We start from the raw sequence: 19,309 nt of genomic DNA on the forward strand, positions 1-19,309 counted from the left end.
GGGGGGGGGGGGGCGAACCGCCAGTGGTTAGCTGGCGGCGGGGTACCGGTAGGCTTCCGGGTGTTTGCGGGCATCGTCGATGGCGCGCCAGGCCAGCGGGATGTAGCGGTCTTTTTCGGGGACTTTCGGGTAGGCCTTTCGGACGGCCCAGCAGAATGCCTTGAAGAACGCCTTGTCGGCCCGGTTGTAGCGCAGCCCGGCCTTGCGGCGGTAGTTTTCTGGCAGGGTGGCCACGGTGAGGCGGTACATGAAGACGCTGAATGGCAGCATCATCAGCTTCCAAAGCCAGCGCGGCAGCTGGCCTTCGAGCTGTGGCGGGACGGGATAGTTGCTGTAGTGCCCGGGGATCATCATGTCGCCCAGCGCCTCGTTGTGTGCATCGAGACGGGTTTCGATAATCTGGTTGAAGTGCGCCCAGTAGGCCTCTTCCGTCTGCGGAATAAAGCGCTCGGCAATGCCCAGCATGGCCGCCATTTGCTTCCATTCAGCAAAATGCTCGGCGCGTTGTTCTGCGCTCAGGGGCTCGCCAAACCACTCATACATCTTCACCACGGAGTAGAACCCGGTCTCGTGCACCCAGGAGTAGGCTTCCGGGTCGAGGGCGAAGAACTTGTTGCCCTGCTTGTCGGTGCCCTTGATCGAGCGATGCAGCTCGCGCAGGCGGCGGCCCATTTCGATAGCCTTTTCCGGGCGAGAATACACCACCGGCCAGAGCAGCTCCGTCGATCCTTTGGCGCGGCCCCAGGGGTCGTTCAGGTATTTCTTGTCCACCGTCACCGCAGCATTAATCACTGGGTGGGCGGATTGCAGGATAAATGCCTGGGGCAACATCAGGTGAAACAGGTAGGAACCGAAGTCTTTCCACATTAAAGAACCGGGCAACAATGGAACCGGGTCTTTCTCGTGGGGCTGGCTGGCACGGGTATTATTGTTCTTCACTGCCTTCGCGGCGTCAGTCATGGCCATTCTCCTGTCTGGGCACGCTTCACGCGCCTGCCAAATCGCCGGGGCCAGCCCGGCTGAGACAAGATTCATTCTGTGTGCCCACGTTGGCCGATTCAACAAGGCAAGCCCGTAACTAAACGAATAATGCATTCCTGTTACGGGAAGGCGCCACGCATAGATCTGCACACCGCTTAAAGCGCTAAATCCGTCTGACGTGAAATAGGTGGGTGTCCCCGATTGGAGGGGGCTTGTTTAGTCCCACGCCCTGCTCCTCTTGCGACGCCACCCAAAGAGGACATCACCGGCACCGACAGGCGCCCGCAAAGTTGGCACGGTTCCCGCACTAACAAGGGTATCTGCTGCCTTGCCGGCAGCCTGGCTCAACACCCGACAGACAAAGAGGTGCCTTATGGATTCGGTATCAATTAAAGACCTGATGTGTACCCGTTACGCCACTATCCGCCCGGAGATGCCGGTGGTAGAGGCCTCGGGCAACCTGATCAAGCACGATATGCTGGGCAGCCCGGTCACCGACGAGGCTGGAACATTGCTGGGCTGGATCAGTGAGCGCGAATGCCTGCAGGCCGCACTGCAGGTGGTGTATCACAACCAGCGGGTCGCCACAGTAAAGGACCTGATGCAGACCGACGTTCTCACGGTATCTGTTAGTGACGACGTGCTGACCCTGGCCCAGCAGATGCTGAATGCCAAGCCGAAGATCTACCCGGTGGTGGATGCCAGCAACAAGGTGCTGGGAGTGATCAGCCGCCGCCATATTCTGAACATGCTGGATCAGAAACTGGCAGAGCTAAGCAAAAAGGCGGGCTAGACTGTGCGCACAATAGGTGCAATTTTGCACCCGAAAAGCGCACCACAATGGATCATTGATTATTGGGGGGCGGTGATAACGCCCTGCCAACACACCTGATCGCCAGTGTGTTTAGCGCGAGCGGGTGAGTTGCATCCACACGGCCAACCCCAGCCCCCAGGCCCCGTTAACGATGAGGCCGCCGATCACTTTGCTGGCGTTCACGTCCAGGCCTTTCATGGGAAACACCACCAGCATGGCCACGGCGGTGGGGCCAATGGCACCGATGACGACGGCCCCAAGCCAATAGCGAATGCCCTGCCAGCGGCGGATCAACCACCACACAGGTAGCCCCCATACCCCACCCCAAAACGCCAGGGAGATGACCTGCGGAACACCAAGGGGCGGTACTGGGTTCATATTCCAGGGGAAGGCCGGAATCATGCCCCCCAACCAGAACAGGGCCAAGACGCCCTGATGAAAGATCAGCGTGGCGAGAAAACCACCGGTGAAGGCTTGTAGCCACTGTTGCCGGGAATGGGCCATGGGGACTCCTGTGGACGGATCATTGCCGCCCCGAGTCTACCGGGAATGGCGCTATTTCGATAACGGCAATGTGACGATCTGGGTGATCTTGAGCCCGGCAGCCCCGTCGCTCACGAGGCTGTCAGTTTCCTGCGGATCCACGGCCACGGCCACGCCTTGCGCGGGCCGCTCGCCGGGATAATGCAGCAGCCCCATGCAGGCCCACAAGGCGGCCCGCTGGCCACCGGCCTGTCGGATCTGTTGCAGCTCCTGCCCGGAGCAAGGGGCCAGGTCGCGCAGGCTGCTGTAGCGAATCAGCTCAAGCTGCGCTGCGGTGCCGGGGCGTGAGATCAGCGGTTCGGTCATGACCCCTTGCAGGCATTCTGAGCGGATCGCCGGGGCCTGTGTGGCACAGTTTTGTACTGCGCTTACACGAAAGGCGGTGGCGTACAGCAGGTTAACGTCCTGGGGCCAACCCCCACAGGCGAGCGCCAGCACCGGCAGGCCGCCCAGCATCCAGGTGATCCATCGTTTCCGCATGGTCTTTCTCATTGGTTCGCGAGGTACCCAGCTTGTCATGAGCCAGCCAGTGCGGCATCCCCCTGTTGGGGGATGCGCTGGCCGTATTAGCGGCGGCGAACCAGGCCGTCTTCCAGCACCTGTTCGAAGTGGTCCCGAAGGGTGTCATCTACCGGGCGATAGGTTACGCCCAGGGTCTGGCTGCGGCGGTTATCAAAGCGCAGCGGGTAGCCCACATTGCGGCTGATGAACTTGCGGGTCACCGGGCCCATGAACGGCCCCACGGCCCATACCACCGGCTTGGGGACTTTCATCATCGGGAATGGGTACTGCTTGCCGAACTGGCGACGCAGGCTGGCAGCGATATCCAGCATGGAGACCGATTCGCTGACCAGAATGTAGCGGCCTTCGGCCTCGGTGGTGAAGGCACCCAGCAAATGCGCCTGCGCCACTTCGCGCACATCCACCATGCCGTACACCAGATCCGGCACCCCGCTGCGCAGCTTGCCGCGTCCCATGTCGAGCAGGGTACCGATACTGGCAGAATGGCTGGCATTGGTCAGGGACGGCCCATACACCATACCCGGGTTGATGGTCACCAGATCCCAGCGGCTGCCTGGCTCACCGGTCTGGGCATCGTGGATTTTCCAGGCTTCCCGCTCGGCGGCCACCTTGGAGTACTGGTACGGGTTGTGATCCACGGTGCTGGTGGTGTTCCAGTCGGCTTCGGTGAAGGCGCTCTTGCCCTTCATGTCGGTGGCGTCGCCATACACTGACGCCACGCTGCTGGTCAGCACCACCCGCTTGAGGGTCTCGCAACGGTTGGCGGCGTTGAGCACATTGCGGGTGCCTTCTACTGCCGGGCGCACCAGCGCTTCGTTGGCATCGGTAAAGCCATCGAGCACAAACGGAGACGCGGTGTGCATGAGCACATCGCACCCTGCCATGGGGGCATCAAAACTGTCGGCATCCAGCAGATCCGCCTTGAACAGTTTCAGGGTCCCGGGGGTGACATCGGCGATGGCATGCAGGTGATCGACACTGGCAGCCTTGTGGGGGTCTCGCACCGTGGCATGAACCGTGTGGCCCGCTTCCAGCAAGTAGCGAACGATCCAGCCCGCGATATACCCGGACGCGCCGGTGACCATGACAGTAGACATTAGGGACTCCTTCATTTCACGAGCGCAGACACTAGCACGCTTGTGCCGCTTTATTGACAGCAGATCATGCCAATTTCCCGCCCGTCGCCCCCCCCCCTTGAACACCGCAGGGGGTAGACAGGCAGAAGGGATTCATTTTAGTCTTGTAAACACTTGTTCACATCGGGCAGGTTATGTATTGCTGCCGTGGTGTTACGTACAGATTCGGTACAAACCTTGGATTCCTGGCCACCACCGGGAGGATACTCAAAAACGGGCATGCGCCCGCATTAACACAAGACTACAACGGAACATGGCAGCCCGCTGCCGGCCCGGCCCACCGGGCAAGCGACACCTCAGATAATGACAACGAAAGAGGAACCGTTATGCGTCAACCCACCCAGCCTGTGCCAGGGGGCTCTCCCTCCATCTGGTCTCGCCTGAGTACCCTGACCGATTATTTCGCCTGGCCGTTGCGTACCTCCCATTACCTGGAGCTGGTGAATCCGTTATGGACCACCCACAAGATGCAGGCCCGCGTGGTCAAGGTATGGGATGAAACCCGCGATGCCCGCACCCTGACCTTGCGCCCCGGCCTCAACTGGCGTGGCCACCGGGCCGGCCAGCATGTACGTGTGGGGATTCCTGCCAACGGCAAGCACTACACCCGCACCTATACGATTTCCTCTGCGCCGGAGCGCTACGACGACTGCTTTACCATTACCGTAAAGGCCATCGACAAGGGCACCATTTCCCACCACATCGTTCGCAATATCCAGGTGGGTGACTACCTGCCCATCGGGCTGCCCCAGGGGGATTTTTACCTGCCCGACGCGCAGCATATTCATCCGTTGTTCATTACCGCCGGCAGTGGCATCACCCCGGCCTTCAGCATGGTGAACAGCCTGATTGCCCAGGAACGTCTGCCAGATACCTGCCACCTGCACTACGCGCCCCATGAATTCGATGTGGTGCTGGGCAAACAGCTGCGAGAGATGGCCGCGCAATACGATCGCTATCACCTGCACCTGTTGTACACCCGCGAGGAAAATCATCCCGGCAATGCGCGCTTTTCCGCCGCCCAACTGGACGCCCTGTGCCCGGACTGGAAAGAGCGGGATGTCTATGCCTGCGGCCCGCCTTCCCTGCTGGAAGCCGTGGAGCAGTGTTTCGAACAGGCCGGTTGCAGCCGCAACCTGCATATTGAACGCTTCCGCGCGCCCTTTACCGAGATTCCCGCCGATGCCGTGGGCGGCAAGGTGCGCTTTGCCCAAAGCGGTGTGGATGCCGAGGGCGACAGCGACACCCCGCTACTGAAAGTCGCCGAGGAGGCGGGCATGAATCCGCCCCACGGTTGCCGCATGGGCATCTGCCATACCTGTAACACCACGCTGGTGTCTGGCTGTGTGCGCGATCTGCGTACCGGCGAGGTATTGAACGAAGCGGGCAGCATTGTGCAGACCTGTATCTGTGCCGCTGCAGGCGATTGCGAACTGGATTTGTGAGGGAAGAATAATGCGAACCCACCAATACCCGGTCGACCTGACCGACGAACAAATCGAGGAATTTGGCCGCGAGCTGGATGCCATTCGCGATGAGGTATTCGATGACCGCGGCGAACGGGACCGGGCCTATATTCTCAAGGTCATCAAGACCCAGCGCACCCTGGCAGTGAGCGCCCGTTTCGTGATTTATGCCTCGCTGTTTTTCCTGCCGGCCTGGGGGCATGCGCTGGCGCTCTGGCCGATCATGCTGTCCCTGCTTGGGCTGGGTACCTTCATGCTCGGCATTGCCAAGATTCTGGAAAACATGGAGATCGCCCATAACGTGCTGCACGCCCAATGGGACTGGATGAAAGACCCGGAGATCCAGTCCAACACCTGGGAGTGGGACACCATGAGCCCGTCGGACCGCTGGATGCATTCGCACAATGTGGTGCACCACACCTGGACCAATGTGCTGGAGAAGGATCTGGATGTGGGCTACGGCATCATGCGGGTCACCCCCATGCAACCGTGGAAACCCGCCTACCTGCTGCAACCGGTGTACTTCATTCTGTTGATGTTGCTGTTTGAAGAAGGGGTGGCGCTGCACGAACAGGCCATTGATGATCACCTGAAAGGCAAAAACACCTTCTCGGATTTCAAACCCCTGCTGAAGCGGATCGGCTACAAGATCTGGCGTCAGGTGGCGAAAGACTATATTGCCTGGCCGCTGGCGGCCGCGCTGGTGGCCATTCCGATTTCGTTTTATGTGCCGTTTTCACCGCTGGCGGTGTTCGGCATTGTGGCGGGGGCCAATGCCGTGGCCAACCTGATTCGCAATATCTGGGCCTTCGTGATCATTTTCTGTGGGCACTTTCCCGCCGGCGCGCATAACTTCACGCTGGAACAGGTGGAAGGAGAAACCCGCGGGCGCTGGTACCTGCGTCAGCTGTTGGGCTCGTGCAATATCGAAGGGGGCCGGTTGTTCCACATTCTTTCCGGCAACCTGTCGCACCAGATCGAGCATCATCTGTTTCCGGACATGTGCAGCAATCGCTACAAGGAAGTCTCGCCCCGGGTGCGGGCACTGGCCGACCGGTATGGCCTGCCTTATAACAGCGCCTCACTGTTCCGGCAGTTTGGTACCACCTGGCTGAAAAATATTCGCCTGGCGTTTCCCGGCGGTGGAGATCCCTACCCGCCTCAACAGCAGGTAAAGGCATCCTGAAAGAAGCGCGACGACGCCCCTCACCGTTAACAAACGCTGGGAGGCGGCAATAACGAAAAGGCCCCTTGCGGGGCCTTTTTCGGTTATTCCATTTCGGCTACGGGGCGCCAGATTCCGTCTTTCACCCGGGACAGGACAATGCCGTCTCCGGCACGGTGGTTGGTGGTACTCATCTGGGTGTCCACGCCGGTCACCACGTCGGTGAACTTCAACGACTCCATGGCATCGAGGAACGATTCGGTGGTTAGATCCGGGCCTGCGTTGCGCAGCGCGTTGATCGTGACCATGGCGCCAACCCGCCCCAGGACCGCGCCACCGCTGGGTGTTTCGCCATACTTTTCCTTGTACTCATCAGCCCATGCCTGGGTTTCCGGCACGTGCTGCATGCGGCTGACAATGTCTTCCCAAGAGGCCACCCCATACAGGCCTTCGGTCACCCCGCCCGGCGCAGCGGCCACGGCAGAATGGAAGCCCGCCTGGGAGACGATAAATTTCACGTCATCCCAGCCCATCTGCTTGGCCGTGGCCACCACAGTGATGATCGGGCGTACCGGCAGTGCGACGGCTACCAGCTCACAGCCGGCATCACGCAGGCGTGCCAGGGTGCCGGTGAAATCGCTTTCATCAGGACGGTGCGAAGAGCTTTCCACCAGCGTCAGGGCAGCGTTACTGGCGGCCGCATCGGTGGCGGCCTGATTCACCTCTTCACCAAAGTCAGACGGGATATACATGACACAGAGGTTTTCGATGCCGTCCTGCTCGACCAGTTTGTTGACGCCCTTGAGCACGCCATCGTAATAGCTGGGGCCGAACACATAGCGGTAACGGAAGTCACCCTGTTCTTCCATGGGCTTGGACAACGCCAGCGGCAGAATGCTGGGGACGTTGTTGCGGTCCATGATCGGGAACGCGGCCAGGTTATGGGGCGTGCCTAGGCTCATGACCATGGCGAACACTTCATCACGACTGACCAGTTTGTTGATGGCCTGGGTTGCCTTGGGCACCTGGTAGGCATGGTCTTCCACGATGTACCGAATCTTGCGGCCGTGGATACCGCCCTGGGCATTCACTTCGGCGAACATGTCATTGGCGACCTGCACGGCCGGGGATGAGAACGCTGCGAACACACCGGACAAGTCATGCATGCCGCCCAGCCGGATTTCGGTGTCCGTCACACCGCGTACCGCATCGGCCGCGGCGCTTTCTTCTTCCTTGTTATCACTGCAAGCCACAAGGGCCATGGCGGCCAGGGCCGTCAGACAAAGCTTCTTCATGATGCACTCTCCTCTCGTACCATCAATACATGGAATCAATCAGGTGCTTGTGTTTTTTCTCTACGAACGAACGCTTTAGCTTCATGGTGGCAGTCAGCTCCTCATCCTCGGCGGTGAGTAGCACATCGATCAGGCGGAAATACTTGATCTGTTCCACCTGGGCGAATTGTTTGTTCACGTCCTGGACAATGCCATCAACCAGGTCCAGGACTTCCTTGGCCCGGCACAGGGAAGCGAAATTGGAAAATGGCACCTGGCGATCCTGGGCGTACTTCTCTACGTTTTCCTGATCGATCATGATCAGGCAGGTCAGGTATTTCCGCTTGTCCCCAATCACCACCGCATCGGAAATATAGGGTGAAAACTTCATCTTGCTTTCGATTTCCGAAGGCGTGATGTTCTTGCCCCCGGCGGTGATGATGATGTCCTTGAGGCGACCGGTGATGGTCAGCATACCGCCTTCCATGCGCCCCACATCGCCGGTGTGCAACCAGCCATCGCGAATATCTTCGGCGGTTTTTTCCGGCTTGCGCCAATACCCGGCAAAGACATGCCCACCCCGCACCAGCACTTCGCCATTGTCGGCAATGCGTACTTGCGTCCCGGGCAAAGGCTCACCCACGGTGCCAACCTGCTCACGGGTTTTGCTGTTGAGCGACGCTACACCGGTGGTTTCTGTCATGCCGTACCCTTCGAACAGGGGTACCCCGAGAGACTGAAACCAGCGAATCTGGTCCGGCGCGATGGGGGCCGCGCCAGTGGTACCACGACGCAGGCGATTCATGCCGATCATGTCGCGTACGTTGCGCAGCACCAACAGGTTCCAGAATTGATAGTGCAGCGCCGATAGCGGTGAACGCTTGCCGTCGCAATGCCAGGCCTCGCCGGCAGCAAGGGCGCGGTCGAAACACCAACGCCCGAACGGCGTCGCTTCGTCACGCAGGGTCATCAGTGAGCTGTAAATTTTTTCCCACAGACGCGGTACCGCAGCGAACGTATTGGGTGAGACTTCGCGCAGGTTTTCGAACACGGTTTCCGGGCTTTCCGCAAAGTTAACGGTGCAACCTTTGTAGATGGGCAACTCCACGGAAACCAGCCGTTCGAGAATGTGACACAACGGCAGAAAGCACAGCTGATCATCGTCCTCGTGGGCATCCAGCACCTGTTCCCCGGCGGCCAACTGGAACAGAACATTGCGGTGACTGATCATGGCGCCCTTGGGGGCGCCCGTGGTGCCGGAGGTGTAGATCAGCATGCGAATATCGTCGGGCTGGCTCTGGGCAATGCTGGCGCTGAACTGTTCTTCCGCATCGGGAATCTGTTCGCCCAGGGCGTACAACTCATCCAGAAACATGACCATGGGATCGCTGAAATCGCGCAGCCCCTTGCGGTCATAGACGATAACCTTTTTCAGCGTAGGGACCTGATCACGCACCGTCAGGTACTTGTCCAGTTGCTCGTCGTTTTCCACGAACAGGAAGGCCGAGCCACTGTCGTTAATCAGGTACGCCAGCTGTTCTGCGCTGTCGGTGGTATAGACCCCGTTACTGATGCCCCCTGCCCCGGCAATGCCGAGGTCGCAGTACAGCCATTCCTTGTTGTCTTCGCTGAGGATGGAAACCGGCTGTCCGCGCTCCAGCCCAAGGGACAACAGCGCCACACCAATGGCACGGGCTTTCTGGTAGTAATCGAGCCAGCTGTGACTTTGCCAGATGCCCAGTTCCTTTTCGCGATGGGCGATGGTATCGCCCCGCTCCAGGCATTGCTGACGCCAGAGTTTGACCACGGTGTCGCAACCGTGGAGCTGAGTGGGTGAGGTGTTGTTATTGTCAGTCATGATCAGCGCCAGGTCTTCTTTCGTTTCCAGCGTTTTTCCGGTCGGTCATCCCCCGCCGACTGGCCCAGATAAAATTCGCGAATGTCATCGCTGGCGAGTAAATCTTTCGCACTGCCGTCCATCACGATGCGGCCGGTTTCCAGCACGTAACCATGGTCGGCGGTGTTCAGTGCCACCTGGGCGTTCTGTTCGACCAGCAACAGGGTTACCCCCTGCTCTTTGTTAAGGCGACGAATAATGGTGAAGATTTCCTGCACCAATAAGGGCGACAACCCCAGCGACGGTTCATCCAGCAGCATGACCGAAGGCCGGGACATAAGGCCGCGACCGATGGCCAGCATCTGTTGCTGACCGCCAGACAGGGTGCCGGCAGGTTGCTGGCGACGCTCGTGAAGAATGGGAAAGTAGTCGTACACCATAGCCATGTCCTGGCGGATGCCCGCCTTGTCGCGGCGGGTGTAGGCGCCCATGGTCAGGTTCTCTTCCACACTCAGGAACGGGAACACTTCCCGACCTTCGGGCACATGGGCAATGCCCTTGTGCACCAGCCGGTCCGGCTCGCTGCCCTGAATGTTTTCTCCGCCCAGGGTCACCGTGCCCTTGCGTGGGGCCAGAGCACCGGAAATGGTTTTCATCAGGGTGGTCTTGCCCGCCCCGTTGGCGCCCAGGATGGTCACCACCGTGCCTTCATGCACATCAATCGAGACACCCCGCAGGGCCATGACCGGACCGTAAAAGGCTTCCAGGTTCTTGACCTGCAGTAACGGCTCGGCGCGGTTCGGGGTTGTGTCTGCTGCGTGGTTCATGCGCTCGCCTCCGTGCCCAGATAGGCTTCGATGACCTTCGGATCGGCCTGCACGTCGGCCGCGGTTCCCATGGCCAGCGGGCGGCCCTCCGCCACCGCCAGCACCCGGTCGGACACCCGCGATACCAGACTCATGTCGTGCTCCACCATCAACACGGTGAGGCCCAGATCTTTCTGCATGTCTTCGATCCACCAGGCCATGTTCTGGGTTTCTTCCACGCTCAGGCCGGATGCCGGTTCGTCGAGCAGGATCAGTTTCGGCTCGCTGGCCAGAGCACGGGCGATTTCCACCACCTTGCGCACCCCGTAGGGCAACCCGGCAATCAGCTTGTCGCGGTACGCAGCCAGATCGAGAAAGTCGATCACTTCTTCCACCAGCAGACGATGTTCCCGCTCGCTACGGCGGACTTTGGGCAGAAACAGCAGCTCTTCAAACCAGCGGGTATTGCGGCGGCAATGCCGTCCAATCAGCAGGTTCTGCAGCACGGAAGAATGGTCGAACAACTCGATATTCTGGAAGGTGCGGGCAATCCCCAGCCCGGCTACCTTGTGGGCCGGCAGGCGGGTGATGTCCTCACCGTCGAACAGGATCTGCCCGGCGCTGGGTTCATAGAGACGGCTGATCAGATTGAAAATGGTCGACTTGCCTGCCCCGTTGGGGCCGACCAGCGTGAACACTTCACCGGGTTCCACCGAGAAGCTGACACCGTCGACCGCCTTGACGCCGCCGAAGGCAATAGACAGATCTTTTACCTGTAGCAGACTCATCGTTGGCGCTCCGTTTTCAGGTAGGTACGGGTACGGCGGAACATGCCCTTGCGGTAGAGCGGGAACAGCTGCAACCAGGTGCGCACCTTGAACCAGACGCCATACAGGCCCCGGGGTTCATAGATCACCATCAACAAAATCAACAACGCAAACAGCGCGGTATCCATGCCGGGATAGGCCGCAATCTTGATGCCCGCCGCGTTATCCAGATAGTCGCGGGCAATGGCAATCAACTGCGGCAAGACCACCACCACAATGGCGCCAAAGAAGGCCCCGTGCACCGAGCCCAGGCCGCCGATCACCACCTGCAACAACAGCGTGATGGAAATCAGCACCAGGAAACTTTCGTAGTTCACGGCCTGGGCCAGGTGGGCATACAGTGCCCCGGCCAGGCCAGTGATGGCACAGGACAGGCTGAACGACAGGGTCTTGGCACGAGTCACGTTGACCCCCAGCGCCCGGGCCGACACCTCACTGTCACGCACCGCCAGGAAGGAACGCCCGGAGGCGCTGCGTAGCAAGTTCAGGTAACCCAGTGTGACCAACACCAGCACCGTCAGGCAGATGTAGTAGAACGCCTTGGGCGTGGCATACCGGTCGACCTCCAGGCCAAAGAGCTGAATCGGCGGCGCAAATAATCCGGCCACCCCGCCGGTGACCGGTTCGGCCATGATCGCCACATCTTCCAGAATGATGCTCAGCGCCAGGGTCGCGATCGCCAGATAAATGCCACTCATGCGCAGAATCGGCCGGGCGATGATGGCACCGGCCAGGCCCGCGGTAACCGCACTGGCCAACAGCGAAGGAATGAAGTGCCAGCCGCGCTGCATCAGGGCCAGGTTGGTGAAGGCACCAATGGCCATGAACGCGGCATGCCCCAGGCTGACCTGCCCGGTATGCCCACTCACCAGCATCAGCCCGAGCCCGGCCAGCGACCACACCAACACCGCCGTCAGTTCGCCCAGGTAGTAATCGCCCAGCACCCAGGGCGCCCCCAGTAACAAGGCAATCAGGATGGCGTACTGGGTCAGGTGCCAGCGCCCCTCAAAGAGATTGATATCGTCGTCGTAGCGACTTTTGAATCGGTTGCTCATGGGCTTACACCTTCTTCTGGCTGATCTGCGCGAACAGGCCGCCGGGGCGCAGGATCAGCACCAGCAACATCAACGCATAGGGGGCAACCTGGCCGGCACCGGAAGGCAGATACCGGCCCGCAAAGGGCTCGACAATGCCCACCAGCAAGCCGCCCAACAGGGCGCCAGGCAGCGACCCCAGCCCCCCGATCACCGCCGCAGCAAAGGCCTTGATACCGAACAGCAGGCCAACAGAAGGTTCCACCGCGCCCTTGGCCGCAAACATCACCCCGGCAATGGCGGCCACCACCCCTGACAGCGCCCAGACGATGGCATTGATGCGTTTGACAGGAATCCCCATGTAGTACGCCGCCATCTGGTTCTGGCTGCTGGCCTGCATGGCCACCCCCAGGCGGGTACGCGCAAAGAAGAAGTACAGGATGGCGGTCAACGCCACGGTGGTGCAGATGATGACCGCATCCACCACCGGGATAATCAGCTCGCCCAGCTGCCAGACCTTGCCGACAAACGGGGTTTCCAGTGAAGACGGATCATGGCCCCAGATCACCCCGGCCACGAAGCGCATCAGGAAGCCCAGGGCGATGGTGAGGATCACCATGGCAAACTGCGGCTGGCCAAAGATGGCCCGTAACACCAGCCTGTCCAGCAGATAGCCAAACAAGCCGAGCAACAAGGCGGCCAGGGTAATGCCGATCAGAAATGGCAGGTCGGCGTAACTCGCGTTAATGAAGGTGATGCCGAGGAAAGCACCCAGCATCATCAGGTCGCCCTGGGCAAAGTTGACGGCTTCTGACGCTTTGTAAATCAGCACAAAGCCCAGCGCCAACAACCCGTAGATACAGCCGTTCGCGACCCCGCTGACCAGCAGCTGGAGAATATCCATGGTCCCACTCTCTCCCGGGATTATTGTTCTGTTGTGGTGTTTTTTTATTCAATTCACCCGAGCCTATCTGAACCCCGACATTCTCGCCAGTATGTCAAATGTAACAAGGTAGGACGGAGGCGCCCGATGGACGAAACCCTCGCCACCGCTGGCGTCGCCACCAATTAACGCCGTAAAGACTCGCTCTGCCCACCCGTGCAGTCCCATCACCATGCCGGTGACTTTCCACACTCCACCCCCACCAGGGGCCCGACGCTGAATCCGCCCCCTGCCGAAATCTGGCGGGCAAGAATGGCCAGGCCAACCCTGAATCGTTAGGGCTACCCTTGGCTTTTGATCAATTTTCAGGCGACAATGCTGCTCATTCCGAATACCAATCATGGCGGCCCATGTATAACGATCCTGGCCAGCAGCGTGAACTTGCGCGCCCGTACCGCAAGTCACTGCTGATCGCGTTACTGTTGATTACCTTCAGCAGTGGCCTGCTATTCGCCTGGATCAACCTGGGCCGTGGCAATCTGGTCGTGGCCTCGGCCGAATTGTTCATGGCCGCCTACTCCGTGGTGCTGTACTTCAATATCCGTCGTACCCAACGGCTGGAACTGTGGGCTTTTGCCTACCTGATCCCGTTTTTCAGTGTGATGATGGTGGCGCTGGCCTCGCCGCGCTCCACCATGAATGTGTTTGTCTGGGTACTGTTGATCCCCATGGTGTCGCACTTGCTGCTGGGCAGGATCAAGGGGCTGATCCTGACGGTAATCTATATGTCCATTGCCGCCGGGCTGTTCTTCTGGCGCTTTGGTGATGACCCGGAGGCCATGCAACCGGTGATTCTGGCCAACATTGGTGTGCTCACGTTATGCCTGACCGCCTTTTCCCACCTCTATGAAGTGACCCGTGAGCAGAGCGAACGTCGGCTGGTGAAACTGGCCCACTCCGATGCCTTGACCAAACTCCCCAACCGGGCGCATCTGCAAAGCCGCTTCGAATACGAACAGGCCCGGCACCAGCGCCTCAACCATCCCATGTCACTGGTACTGCTGGATCTGGATTACTTCAAGAAAGTGAATGACCGCTATGGCCATGAAGCAGGTGACCGGGCTTTGCAGCATGTCGCTCGCTTACTGAAGCAACTGTTGCGTAAAACCGATCTGGCCGCCCGCCTGGGGGGCGAGGAGTTCTGCCTGCTGCTGCCCGACACAGATGGGGAGCAGGCCTTGCTGGTGGCGGAAAAAATTCGTCAACAACTTGCGGCCACCCCGCTTACCTTCGGTGATCACGCCATTACCCTGACCCTGAGCGGCGGCATTGCCTGCTTTGGGGAAAAGGAAGGCATGGAGTTGAACGCCCTGACGCGCTGCGCAGACCAGAAACTGTATGGCGCCAAATCCGCCGGCCGTAACCGGATCGCCTTGGCACTCTGATCCCGGCAAGGGGGCTTCAGGGGTATACATCCCCGATCTCCTGTCGCGCCCCCGCACAAACCCGCCTACCATGGTTAAAGACGCTTTCTCCTGACCCCATGAAAGAAGAACAACACCATGGCGATTGCAAAACATCCGGACACCGACGCACTGGCTGCCATGCTGAGTCGTGCGTTTTATGACGATCCGCTGTTTGTGTATTTTTTTCCTGATGACACCAAGCGCGAAAAACTCAACCATTTCACGTTTCGCTACATGCTCAACCACGCAGCCAATAAGGGACAGATTGTGGTGACCGATGACGGGTTGAGTGGCGCAGCGATCTGGTCACCTTCCGGCGCCCTGCATTACAGCCTGCTGGATCTGCTGCGCTATGGCGCGGTGCGTGGCAGTTTGCATCAGGGGCCTGCCGCGGTCCTTCGGCAGTTGAAGGCGCTGGACATCATGCAAGCCATGCACAAGTCCATCATCACCGATTCGCACTATTATCTGGCCACCATTGGAGTGGAGCCGGACAAACATGGCAAAGGGCTGGGCAGTGCCTTGCTTCGCCCGACACTGGCCGAGCTGGATGAACAACAATTGCCCGTTTACCTGGACACGCACAATGAAGATAACGTGTCGCTGTACCGGCGTTTCGGTTTTGAAATTGTTCACCACGGTTTTTTGCCCGGCGGCTCAGTGATGCATTGGGCGATGTTGCGCCTGCCCGGCTAAAGGCGAATCACGGATTTACCGACAGCCACTTCCTGGCAATTCATAATTCGTCGAAATGACGAATAGTCCGATCGGCAAGATGGCTATGCAGATTGCGACCATCGCCATCGTAATACACGCCCACCATGCCAGCGTTTCTGGCCGCCAGCAGGTCATACTCGAAGTCCCCAACGTAGGCCACCGAAGCCGGGTCCAGCTGCCAGTCTGCGGCGATAGATAGCAAACCCTCTGGCGCGGGCTTGGGTGGCGCGTCTTCCCGGGCCAGCCAGTGGCTGACCGGGATACCCAGCCGTTCGATGGTCAGCGCGGTAATTTCCCGGGCGTTACGGGTCAGAATGGCGGTGGGAATTCCGTTGGCGGCGAGCCGCTCCAGGCAGGCTTTGGCCCCAGGCATCCAGCGGGCCTTCATGGCCCCATTGCGTTCGTGACGCAGCACCACTTTGTGGGCCGCGGGCTGCCGATCCCGCGGCAAGGTATCGATAAATTCCAGCACGCCGATTCCTTCCGGGCAGTCCAGCTCATCGCGAATCAACGTGAAATCCAGACGGGAGTCCACCAGGGTCCCATCCATATCGAAAATGATGCCAGCGTAATCCGTGTTGGCGGTCTGCATTTCGGTCATTCCTTCATTTATGGGCAGGCTTGGCTGTGTGACGCCGCCCATACACAATTGTCACAAACTGGGTAATACTGACGACGACCAACCATCAGGGAGAGATAACAATGAAACGTCTACAACAACTTATTGCAGGTGTCGCGCTGTGCTCACTGGCGCCATTATCTACCGCTGGCGTGTACATCGGTGCAGGCCTATATAACACCGCCGTTGATGAAGAAGTCGAAAACGTCAAATTCGACGACGACAATACCACGGGAGGGCTGTTCCTTGGGTGGCGTCCTATCGAGTTGGTCGGCGTAGAAGTCGGCTACTACGATTTCGGTGAAATCGAAGGGGAATTCAACACCGAAGTCGAAGGTGGTGCCCTGACGTTTGCTGGCTTGCTGAGCTTCGAACTTGGCCCTGTCGGGCTCTATGGGAAGGGCGGAATCGCCAATACGGACTTCGATATCAAGCACCCACTGGGCGACGATGATGATTCTTCCACCGATGCATTCGGCGGGCTCGGTGCGACGGTCGATCTGATGGATAAACTGTACGTGTATGCGGAATACATGCGTTTTGATAACGAGCTGAACGTGGACATGTTCGGTGCCGGACTGCGCTTCCAGTTCTAGCCCCCATGCCCGGCCGTTCCTTCGGCCGCCCTCTCTTCGCCTGATGGTGAAGAGGGGGAACTCAGGCTTGCAGTACCGCAAGCGCCGCGCCAACCTGCCAAACCGCCACACAGCCTGACACTTACCTGTCGATGTAACGCAGGTCAGTCGAGCATGCCGGGCGACGTCCCTTCCAGCCCTCCCCCCTTCCGGTCATGACAGCATCATGATGAATAGAGAATCTTGAACGAATTGAACACGACGCCGGTCTGTTAACCGGCTGACTGAGACAATGCACTATTGACCTCAAGTCTGGTTGAGGATTTAGGGTCGCTATGACCTTTTGCGTTTGCAGGACCTGGAGAGACCATGACCCCCGTTGAAAAACCCGCCACCCGCCGTGAATGGCTGGGACTGGCTGTGCTGATGTTACCCACCGTGTTGCTGGCACTGGACATGACGGTTTTGCATCTGGCCGCCCCGCACCTGAGTGCCGACCTTCAGCCCACCAGCGCGGAATTGCTGTGGATACTGGATATCTACGGTTTCATGATTGCCGGCTTTCTGGTGACCATGGGCACCCTGGGTGACCGCATTGGCCGCCGCAAGCTGCTGTTGGCCGGGGCCACCGCATTTGGGGCGGCTTCCGCACTGGCCGCCTTTGCCAGCACGGCCGAAATGCTGATTGCCAGCCGTGCGGTGCTCGGCATTGCGGGCGCCACGCTGATGCCATCAACCCTGTCGCTACTGCGTAATATGTTTCAGGTGGAGCAGGAGCGGACGCTGGCGATTACCGTGTGGATGACCGGCTTCATAGTCGGCAGTGCCATCGGCCCTCTGGTGGGCGGCGCCCTGCTGGAATATTTCTGGTGGGGCTCGGTATTCCTGCTCGGGGTGCCCGTGATGCTGTTACTGCTGATTTGCGGCCCCGTGCTGTTGCCAGAGTTTCGTGATGATGAGGCTGGACGGCAGGACTGGACCAGTGCCCTGCTGTCCGTGGCGATGGTATTGGCCGTGATCTACGGCCTCAAGGACATGGCTCGCAATGGCATCACTGTGCTCCCGCTGCTCGCCATTGTACTCGGCCTGATTATTGGCGTGGCCTTTACCCGCCGCCAACGACGGCTGGCAGAACCCATGCTGGATATAACCCTGTTCGCCAACCGGATGTTCAGCACCTCGGTCGGCGCCATGATGCTGACCATCCTGGCACTCTCGGGTGCCTGGCTGATGGTGTTTCAGTATCTGCAAGGGGTACTGGATCTGTCGCCGTTGCAGTCCGGCCTGGTCATGCTGCCACCGGCGGTGGTGCAGACAGTGGCGTCCTTGCTGATCCCCCGCCTGGTGGGGCGCATCTCACGGCAAAAGCTGGTCAGTCTCGGCTTGCTGATGGCCGCCTTCGGGCTAGTCCTGCTGCTGCCGGTTGAGGATCCGTCAGATATCCCGCTTTTGATTGCCGGCATGACGATCATGGGCATCGGGGTGATGCCCATGATGATTCTCGGCACCGACATGGTGGTAAGTGCCGCGCCGCCGCGTAAGGCCGGCGCGGCATCGGCAACCTCGGAAACCGCCACGGAACTTGGCATGGCTCTGGGAATCGCGGTGATTGGCAGTATCGGTGCGGCGGTGTACCGCACACATATGCGCGTTTCCATGCCTGCAGACCTGCCCGATACCCTGTCACTGGCGGCCATGGATACGCTTGGCGGAGCCCTGGGGGCCGCCGCCCAGCTACCGGGTGAGACCGGGCAGGCACTTATGAGCGCGGCCAAAACGGCCTTCAACCTGGCATTGCATACCAATGCGGCTATTGGCGCGGTGATTCTTGCCGGGACTGCGGCATTGGTGGCGATCCTGTTGCGAAACAGCGCACCGCCTGCGGATGATGAAGGCCACCGGGAACGGGCTGCCGAGTCAACAGCGCCTCAGCACGGCGCCATCCCTGGCGCGGTAACCGCCCCCGAAGCACACGGATAGGTGATGCGATGATTAGCGATGGCGGCGTCCTTCAGTGAAGGCGCCGCCTGTGACGACACCGGGCAAACAGGCTAGGGGCTGTCACTGATTTGCCGATCGATGAGCACCCTGTGCGGCGTATGGCTGTGCTGGTCCGGGCCAAAGGCTGCCACCAGGGTGAGACCGGGGTTGAGTCGTACCCGCTGACGAATACGGCGCTGGCTTTCGCCATTTTGATAGCTGATATCCAGGTCAAACGCGTCTTGCCCCAGGCGTTCGATCACCAACCGATAACCCTCCTCATTGGCCTGCCAGTGCTGCTGGCCCTGGTCATACAGGGAGATCAGCCAGTCTTGCCCCTCTGCCCCGGTTTCTGTGGTGACGCGCACTCCACTCACGGGGATCTGGTGGCGCTGCCAAACCAGGGTATGAAACGCCACAGCCAGTACCACCAACAGCACAATGGCGGAAATCCACAAGCGCCACTTCATCATTTTATCCATGTGCGATTCCGTGCTTTCCCATGCATCTTAATACCATGATTGGCCTAGGGAGCCTCTGAATAACGCCTTGCATGCTCAGCGTGGCATGAAGCGTGCAGCTGTTGTGTCTTGTCTCGACGGTAAGGGTGGTTCCCTTTCCTAGAGGCAAGGCGCAACAGATGGGCGCTCCAAGCCGCGCCTTT

19 protein-coding genes are annotated in these 19,309 nt (G+C 59.6%); 7 read left to right on the forward strand and 12 right to left on the reverse strand.

The features are described 5' to 3' along the window. Positions 1 to 27: 27 nt before the first annotated feature. Positions 28 to 960, reverse strand: a complete 933-nt coding sequence (locus Q672_RS20875; RefSeq protein WP_022984367.1) for an oxygenase MpaB family protein — start codon at positions 958 to 960, stop codon at positions 28 to 30. A 394-nt stretch (positions 961 to 1,354) separates the two neighbouring features. Here Q672_RS20875 and Q672_RS20880 point away from each other — a divergent pair, with 394 nt between their 5' ends. Then, positions 1,355 to 1,774 (forward strand): CBS domain-containing protein, encoded by a 420-nt coding sequence (locus tag Q672_RS20880; protein WP_022984368.1) that lies wholly within the window; start codon positions 1,355 to 1,357, stop codon positions 1,772 to 1,774. Positions 1,775 to 1,885: 111 nt separating this feature from the next. Here Q672_RS20880 and Q672_RS20885 read toward each other — a convergent pair whose 3' ends face one another. The 3 genes from Q672_RS20885 to Q672_RS20895 all read right to left on the reverse strand — a co-directional run bounded on the left by Q672_RS20885 (position 1,886) and on the right by Q672_RS20895 (position 3,957). Continuing rightward, positions 1,886 to 2,299: a hypothetical protein gene (locus Q672_RS20885; RefSeq protein ID WP_022984369.1), complete on the reverse strand. Its 414-nt coding sequence runs from the start codon at positions 2,297 to 2,299 to the stop codon at positions 1,886 to 1,888. Positions 2,300 to 2,350: 51 nt separating this feature from the next. Continuing rightward, positions 2,351 to 2,818 (reverse strand): hypothetical protein, encoded by a 468-nt coding sequence (locus tag Q672_RS20890; RefSeq protein ID WP_147393913.1) that lies wholly within the window; start codon positions 2,816 to 2,818, stop codon positions 2,351 to 2,353. Between the two features lie 86 nt (positions 2,819 to 2,904). Continuing rightward, the gene (locus Q672_RS20895) at positions 2,905 to 3,957 is read right to left on the reverse strand and encodes an NAD-dependent epimerase/dehydratase family protein (protein ID WP_022984371.1); all 1,053 of its coding nucleotides are present in this window, start codon (positions 3,955 to 3,957) and stop codon (positions 2,905 to 2,907) included. Between the two features lie 365 nt (positions 3,958 to 4,322). Between Q672_RS20895 and Q672_RS20900 the strand changes: the two genes are divergently transcribed. Both Q672_RS20900 and Q672_RS20905 read left to right on the forward strand, forming a co-directional pair. Beyond that, positions 4,323 to 5,441 (forward strand): ferredoxin reductase, encoded by a 1,119-nt coding sequence (locus tag Q672_RS20900; RefSeq protein WP_022984372.1) that lies wholly within the window; start codon positions 4,323 to 4,325, stop codon positions 5,439 to 5,441. Between the two features lie 10 nt (positions 5,442 to 5,451). Further along, the gene (locus Q672_RS20905; protein ID WP_022984373.1) at positions 5,452 to 6,648 is read left to right on the forward strand and encodes a fatty acid desaturase family protein; all 1,197 of its coding nucleotides are present in this window, start codon (positions 5,452 to 5,454) and stop codon (positions 6,646 to 6,648) included. An 83-nt stretch (positions 6,649 to 6,731) separates the two neighbouring features. Here the strand turns inward: Q672_RS20905 and Q672_RS20910 are convergent, their stop codons facing one another. The 6 genes from Q672_RS20910 to Q672_RS20935 are packed head-to-tail and all read right to left on the reverse strand — an operon-like array spanning position 6,732 to position 13,309. Further along, positions 6,732 to 7,922, reverse strand: a complete 1,191-nt coding sequence (locus tag Q672_RS20910; protein ID WP_022984374.1) for an ABC transporter substrate-binding protein — start codon at positions 7,920 to 7,922, stop codon at positions 6,732 to 6,734. A gap of 22 nt (positions 7,923 to 7,944) precedes the next feature. Beyond that, positions 7,945 to 9,759: an AMP-dependent synthetase/ligase gene (locus Q672_RS20915; protein ID WP_022984375.1), complete on the reverse strand. Its 1,815-nt coding sequence runs from the start codon at positions 9,757 to 9,759 to the stop codon at positions 7,945 to 7,947. Between the two features lie 2 nt (positions 9,760 to 9,761). Next, the gene (locus tag Q672_RS20920; RefSeq protein ID WP_022984376.1) at positions 9,762 to 10,565 is read right to left on the reverse strand and encodes an ABC transporter ATP-binding protein; all 804 of its coding nucleotides are present in this window, start codon (positions 10,563 to 10,565) and stop codon (positions 9,762 to 9,764) included. Next, on the reverse strand, positions 10,562 to 11,332 hold the full coding sequence (locus tag Q672_RS20925) for an ABC transporter ATP-binding protein (RefSeq protein ID WP_022984377.1): 771 nt from the start codon (positions 11,330 to 11,332) through the stop codon (positions 10,562 to 10,564). Before Q672_RS20925 ends, Q672_RS20920 begins: the two co-directional genes overlap by 4 nt. Then, complete coding sequence (locus tag Q672_RS20930) at positions 11,329 to 12,426, reverse strand: branched-chain amino acid ABC transporter permease (RefSeq protein WP_022984378.1); 1,098 nt, start codon at positions 12,424 to 12,426, stop codon at positions 11,329 to 11,331. Before Q672_RS20930 ends, Q672_RS20925 begins: the two co-directional genes overlap by 4 nt. 4 nt (positions 12,427 to 12,430) lie before the next feature. After that, positions 12,431 to 13,309 carry a branched-chain amino acid ABC transporter permease gene (locus Q672_RS20935; protein ID WP_022984379.1) on the reverse strand — a complete coding sequence of 293 codons (879 nt, stop codon included), beginning with the start codon at positions 13,307 to 13,309 and terminating at the stop codon, positions 12,431 to 12,433. A 389-nt stretch (positions 13,310 to 13,698) separates the two neighbouring features. Between Q672_RS20935 and Q672_RS20940 the strand changes: the two genes are divergently transcribed. Then, entirely contained in the window at positions 13,699 to 14,733 is a 1,035-nt protein-coding gene (locus Q672_RS20940) for a GGDEF domain-containing protein (protein ID WP_022984380.1), read from the forward strand. 117 nt (positions 14,734 to 14,850) lie between these two features. Beyond that, positions 14,851 to 15,450 carry a GNAT family N-acetyltransferase gene (locus tag Q672_RS20945; RefSeq protein ID WP_022984381.1) on the forward strand — a complete coding sequence of 200 codons (600 nt, stop codon included), beginning with the start codon at positions 14,851 to 14,853 and terminating at the stop codon, positions 15,448 to 15,450. A gap of 40 nt (positions 15,451 to 15,490) precedes the next feature. Here the strand turns inward: Q672_RS20945 and Q672_RS20950 are convergent, their stop codons facing one another. Then, positions 15,491 to 16,063 carry an HAD family hydrolase gene (locus Q672_RS20950; protein ID WP_022984382.1) on the reverse strand — a complete coding sequence of 191 codons (573 nt, stop codon included), beginning with the start codon at positions 16,061 to 16,063 and terminating at the stop codon, positions 15,491 to 15,493. Positions 16,064 to 16,173: 110 nt separating this feature from the next. On the opposite strand from Q672_RS20950, the gene Q672_RS20955 reads away from it, so the two are divergent. Both Q672_RS20955 and Q672_RS20960 read left to right on the forward strand, forming a co-directional pair. Further along, positions 16,174 to 16,686 (forward strand): porin family protein, encoded by a 513-nt coding sequence (locus tag Q672_RS20955; RefSeq protein WP_022984383.1) that lies wholly within the window; start codon positions 16,174 to 16,176, stop codon positions 16,684 to 16,686. Between the two features lie 348 nt (positions 16,687 to 17,034). Beyond that, positions 17,035 to 18,645, forward strand: coding sequence for an MFS transporter (locus tag Q672_RS20960; protein WP_022984384.1), 1,611 nt, complete (start codon positions 17,035 to 17,037; stop codon positions 18,643 to 18,645). Between the two features lie 71 nt (positions 18,646 to 18,716). On the opposite strand, the gene Q672_RS20965 is transcribed toward Q672_RS20960, so the two are convergent. After that, positions 18,717 to 19,127 carry a hypothetical protein gene (locus Q672_RS20965; protein WP_022984385.1) on the reverse strand — a complete coding sequence of 137 codons (411 nt, stop codon included), beginning with the start codon at positions 19,125 to 19,127 and terminating at the stop codon, positions 18,717 to 18,719. Between the last annotated feature and the right edge of the window lie 182 nt (positions 19,128 to 19,309).

The sequence above is a fragment of the Alcanivorax sp. P2S70 genome (genome assembly GCF_000475295.1).
Classification (GTDB): Bacteria; Pseudomonadota; Gammaproteobacteria; order Pseudomonadales; family Alcanivoracaceae; genus Alcanivorax; species Alcanivorax profundi.

Coding starts and splice junctions, on each gene's coding strand:
- Q672_RS20875 (WP_022984367.1), bottom strand. CDS start 960: ATGACTGACGCCGCGAAGGCAGTGAAGAACAATAATACCCGTGCCAGC.
- Q672_RS20880 (WP_022984368.1), top strand. CDS start 1,355: ATGGATTCGGTATCAATTAAAGACCTGATGTGTACCCGTTACGCCACT.
- Q672_RS20885 (WP_022984369.1), bottom strand. CDS start 2,299: ATGGCCCATTCCCGGCAACAGTGGCTACAAGCCTTCACCGGTGGTTTT.
- Q672_RS20890 (WP_147393913.1), bottom strand. CDS start 2,818: ATGCGGAAACGATGGATCACCTGGATGCTGGGCGGCCTGCCGGTGCTG.
- Q672_RS20895 (WP_022984371.1), bottom strand. CDS start 3,957: ATGTCTACTGTCATGGTCACCGGCGCGTCCGGGTATATCGCGGGCTGG.
- Q672_RS20900 (WP_022984372.1), top strand. CDS start 4,323: ATGCGTCAACCCACCCAGCCTGTGCCAGGGGGCTCTCCCTCCATCTGG.
- Q672_RS20905 (WP_022984373.1), top strand. CDS start 5,452: ATGCGAACCCACCAATACCCGGTCGACCTGACCGACGAACAAATCGAG.
- Q672_RS20910 (WP_022984374.1), bottom strand. CDS start 7,922: ATGAAGAAGCTTTGTCTGACGGCCCTGGCCGCCATGGCCCTTGTGGCT.
- Q672_RS20915 (WP_022984375.1), bottom strand. CDS start 9,759: ATGACTGACAATAACAACACCTCACCCACTCAGCTCCACGGTTGCGAC.
- Q672_RS20920 (WP_022984376.1), bottom strand. CDS start 10,565: ATGAACCACGCAGCAGACACAACCCCGAACCGCGCCGAGCCGTTACTG.
- Q672_RS20925 (WP_022984377.1), bottom strand. CDS start 11,332: ATGAGTCTGCTACAGGTAAAAGATCTGTCTATTGCCTTCGGCGGCGTC.
- Q672_RS20930 (WP_022984378.1), bottom strand. CDS start 12,426: ATGAGCAACCGATTCAAAAGTCGCTACGACGACGATATCAATCTCTTT.
- Q672_RS20935 (WP_022984379.1), bottom strand. CDS start 13,309: ATGGATATTCTCCAGCTGCTGGTCAGCGGGGTCGCGAACGGCTGTATC.
- Q672_RS20940 (WP_022984380.1), top strand. CDS start 13,699: ATGTATAACGATCCTGGCCAGCAGCGTGAACTTGCGCGCCCGTACCGC.
- Q672_RS20945 (WP_022984381.1), top strand. CDS start 14,851: ATGGCGATTGCAAAACATCCGGACACCGACGCACTGGCTGCCATGCTG.
- Q672_RS20950 (WP_022984382.1), bottom strand. CDS start 16,063: ATGCAGACCGCCAACACGGATTACGCTGGCATCATTTTCGATATGGAT.
- Q672_RS20955 (WP_022984383.1), top strand. CDS start 16,174: ATGAAACGTCTACAACAACTTATTGCAGGTGTCGCGCTGTGCTCACTG.
- Q672_RS20960 (WP_022984384.1), top strand. CDS start 17,035: ATGACCCCCGTTGAAAAACCCGCCACCCGCCGTGAATGGCTGGGACTG.
- Q672_RS20965 (WP_022984385.1), bottom strand. CDS start 19,127: ATGGATAAAATGATGAAGTGGCGCTTGTGGATTTCCGCCATTGTGCTG.